Origin of the sequence: Methylobrevis pamukkalensis, assembly GCF_001720135.1 — a bacterium.
Classification (GTDB): Bacteria; Pseudomonadota; Alphaproteobacteria; order Rhizobiales; family Pleomorphomonadaceae; genus Methylobrevis; species Methylobrevis pamukkalensis.
In genome coordinates this window covers 1-3,724 of the sequence record NZ_MCRJ01000199.1, presented here as the reverse complement: position 1 = coordinate 3,724, position 3,724 = coordinate 1, and the positions used below count along the sequence as shown (strand labels likewise).

General features: G+C 70.3%; 2 protein-coding genes and 2 pseudogenes. All 4 read left to right on the top strand.

Annotated features, from left to right (window positions below):
• Positions 1 to 600, top strand: a 600-nt coding sequence (locus A6302_RS23250) for a cell envelope integrity TolA family protein (protein WP_483428748.1), incomplete at its 5' end; no start/stop codon positions are given.
• A gap of 283 nt (positions 601 to 883) precedes the next feature.
• Positions 884 to 2,184 (top strand): annotated as a pseudogene (gene tolB / locus A6302_RS19595) (Tol-Pal system beta propeller repeat protein TolB).
• A gap of 299 nt (positions 2,185 to 2,483) precedes the next feature.
• Positions 2,484 to 2,996: a peptidoglycan-associated lipoprotein Pal gene (gene pal, locus A6302_RS19590; RefSeq protein WP_069308434.1), complete on the top strand. Its 513-nt coding sequence runs from the start codon at positions 2,484 to 2,486 to the stop codon at positions 2,994 to 2,996.
• A 308-nt stretch (positions 2,997 to 3,304) separates the two neighbouring features.
• Positions 3,305 to 3,724: pseudogene (locus A6302_RS19585) on the top strand (hypothetical protein); the annotation flags it as partial.

Sequence of the window (3,724 nt, the reverse complement as noted above, 5' to 3'; positions counted from 1 at the left end):
GCCGCCGAGGCCCCGCCGGAGGAGCCGACGCGCCCGGCGCCGCCGGTCAAGCCGCGGGTCAAGCCGGCCCCGCCGAAGCCCGTGGAGACGGCTGCGGTGGAGCCGGCGAAGCCGACGACGTCGAAGGCGCCGGCCAAGCCTGCCAAGACCACGTCGGAGCAGGGCCGCGAGGACTCCACCAGCAACTTCGATCCGGAAGACATCGCCAATCTTCTGAACAAGGTCGATCCGTCGGGCGGTGGCGCGCGCCGGTCCGACCGCACCGCCTCGCTCGGCACCGCCACGGGCCGTGCGTCCGGCGAGATGACCGCCAACGAGATCGCCGCGCTGCAGGCGCGCATCTTCGAGTGCTGGGTGCCGCCGATCGGCGCCAACACCGAGGGCGTGACCGTGCCGATCCGGATGCAGCTCAACGAGGACGGCTCGCTCGCCGGCGCGCCGACCGCGATCAGCGTGCCGGGCGGTCCTTACGGACAGGTCGTCGCCGAGGCGGCGCTCCGGGCGATCCGCCGCTGCGCGCCCTATGATTTCCTTCCCGTGGAGAAGTTCGACCGCTGGAGCGTCGTGAACATCAACTTCACCCCGCCCGCCAGCTACTGAACCCCAGATCAGGCTAGAGGGATCAGGCCACAGAAATGCGCCGATTGCCGTGTTTCAGGAGGTCCTGACACACGCCGTCGCTGTCGGCGGTCCGGACGAGGCTCCGGGAACACGGATTGCGCCCGCCGCCGGCATGTGCCCCGGCACGGGCGAGGACACGGACGGAACGGTTCGCGCGCGGCCGGGGGGCTGGCGCGGAACCGTTCGCAAAGGAGTTGAGAAGACCATGTCGGGAGCCCTTTCCCTCGGACACCACGATCCCCGCCGTCTCGGACGCGGCCTCATGCGCGCTCTGGGCCGGGCGGCGGCCGTGCTCGCCGCGGTCGTCGGCCTTGCCGCCACCGCGCCCGCCCAGGCGGAGATCACCATCGACATCACCGGCGGCAACTTCCAGCCGATGCCGATCGCGATCCCGGCCTTTTCCGGCGCCGACGCCCAGCTCGGCGCGCAGATCGCCGATGTGGTGACGGCCGACCTGAAGCGGTCCGGCCTGTTCGCCACTCTCGACCCGGCCTCCTTCATCGACCGCAACGTCAACCCGAACGTGATGCCGAACTTCCAGAACTGGCGCGTGATCAACGCGCAGGCGCTGGTGACCGGCGCCGTCTCGCGCACCGGCGACGGGCGGGTGCAGGCCGACTTCCGGCTCTGGGACGTGTTCGCGGGCCAGCAGCTCACCGGCCAGCAGTTCTTCACGCCCGAGGCCAACTGGCGCCGTGTCGCCCACATCATCGCCGACGCCATCTACGAGCGGCTGACCGGCGAGAAGGGCTATTTCGACACCCGCATCGTCTTCGTCGACGAGACCGGCCCGAAGAACCGCCGCGTCAAGCGCCTCGCGATCATGGACCAGGACGGCGCCAACGTGCGCTACCTGACCCGCGGCGACGACCTCGTGATCACCCCGCGCTTCTCGCCCTCCACCCAGGACGTGACCTACATGTCCTTCGGCCAGGACAATCCGCGCGTCTACCTGCTCGACATCGAGAGCGGCCAGCGCCAGATCGTCGGCAATTTCCAGGGCATGACCTTCGCGCCCCGCTTTTCGCCGGACGGCAGCCGCGTGGTGATGAGCCTCGAGGCCGGCGGCAACGCCAACATCTACACGATGGACATCGCCAGCCGGCAGACCGCGCGCCTCACCGACACGGCCGCGATCGACACCTCGCCGTCCTATTCGCCGGACGGCTCGCAGATCGTGTTCGAATCCGACCGCGGCGGTACGCAGCAGCTCTACGTGATGGGCGCGGGCGCGGCGGGGCCAACCGCATCTCCTTCGGCCAGGGCCGCTATTCGACGCCGGTGTGGTCGCCGCGCGGCGATCTGATCGCCTTCACCAAGCAGGCCGGCGGGCGCTTCTCCATCGGCGTGATGCGTCCCGACGGGTCGGGCGAGCGCATTCTCACCGAGGGCTTCCACAACGAGGGCCCGACCTGGGCGCCGAACGGCCGGGTGATCATGTTCTTCCGCGATGTCGGCGGCGGACCGCAGCTGTGGTCGGTCGATCTGACCGGGCGCAACGAGCAGAAGATCCCGACGCCGTCCTTCGCCTCCGACCCTGCCTGGTCGCCGCTGCTGAAGTGATCGAGGATCCCGCTGCCGCGAGGGCTGGTTTCGGCCGGGCGCGGCAGCGGATGTCTCCGACGATTTCCGATCAGCCTGGCGTCCGCCGTCCTGATTGTCGCCTTTTTGCAACAGTCGGGCGCCGCGTGTATCCTGCGCTGCAGCATGCCGCCGCGGCGCTGTCTGCGGACACAGGATGGACACAAAACGGCGGGAAGAACGTCAGGAATTCATTCGCCATCTTCGCAAACGGCGCATTAACCATGATGCGGTAAGGTGAAGGCATGGCTGTATCTGCTTACCCCAGAGGATTTACCGGGATGGTTGGACTGTTTTCCCTCGCGGCGGCCCGCCGCATCACCGCCGTGTGCGGCCTCGTTCTTCTCGTCGCCGCGTGCGCCAAGAGCCCGAGCGAACTCGACTCGGGTCTGGCCGGCGGCGCCGGCGGTGCCGGTTCGGCCGCGCCGGGCACGGCGCAGGACTTCGTCGTCAACGTCGGCGACCGCGTCCTGTTCGAGACCGACAGCTCGGACGTGACCGCCGACGGCCGCAGCACGCTGGAGCGCCAGGCCCAGTGGCTGACGCGTTATCCGCGCTATGCCGTGACCCTCGAGGGCCATGCCGACGAGCGCGGCACCCGCGAGTACAACCTCGCCCTCGGCGCCCGCCGCGCCAAGGCCGTCAACGACTATCTGGTCAGCCGGGGCGTCAGCCCCTCGCGCCTGCGCACCGTGTCCTTCGGCAAGGAGCGTCCCGTCGCCGTCTGCGACAACGCCAGCTGCTGGGCCCAGAACCGCCGCGGCGTGACCGTGCTCAACAACGCCGGCAGCTGACGCGTCGCCTGCGCCGGCCGGGTCCTGTGATCGGGCCGGCGGAGGCCCGAGATCCTTTGCCCGGGCAGCCGCTTCGATCAGGTCCTGTCCGACCGATCGGAGCGCGCGATCCGGCACCTGACCGAGGGTCCCATTTTGGCCGAACTCCTCGGGTTAATGGGGCCGCCGGCGCCGCGTCCGCTGCGGGCCAGCCGCCGGCCTGACGAGGTATCGATGACACGCATCGTCGCACATGCAACGACCGTCTCCTGTCCGCGCGACCGCACCCGGCGTCGCGGCGGACCGCTGTTCCTCGGCCTTCTCGCTCCGTGCTGCTCGCGGCACCCGCCCACGCCGGCTGGTTCTCGTCGGGGCCGACCCCGGCGGTGGACGTGCCAGGAAGCGCCCCGGTGCAGCAGGTGCAGGGCGCGCCGCAATATGCCGACCAGGCGATGCGGATCGACCGGCTCGAAGGGGAGCTGCGCCGGCTCAACGGCCAGATCGAGGAACTCCTCCACCAGATGCAGCAGCAGCAGCGGCTGATGCAGCAGATGCAGGAGGACAACGACTTCCGCTTCCGGGAGCTCGAAGGCGGCAAGACGCCCGGCCGGCGCTCCTCCGCGCCGCCGCCGCCTGCCGGCGAGCCGATGGACTTCGGCGGCACGCTGCGCGCGCCCGCCGATCTCGGCGCGGGCACCGGCGCCGGACCCACCGATTTCTCGGCCACGGGCTCCACCGCCTCGGTCGCC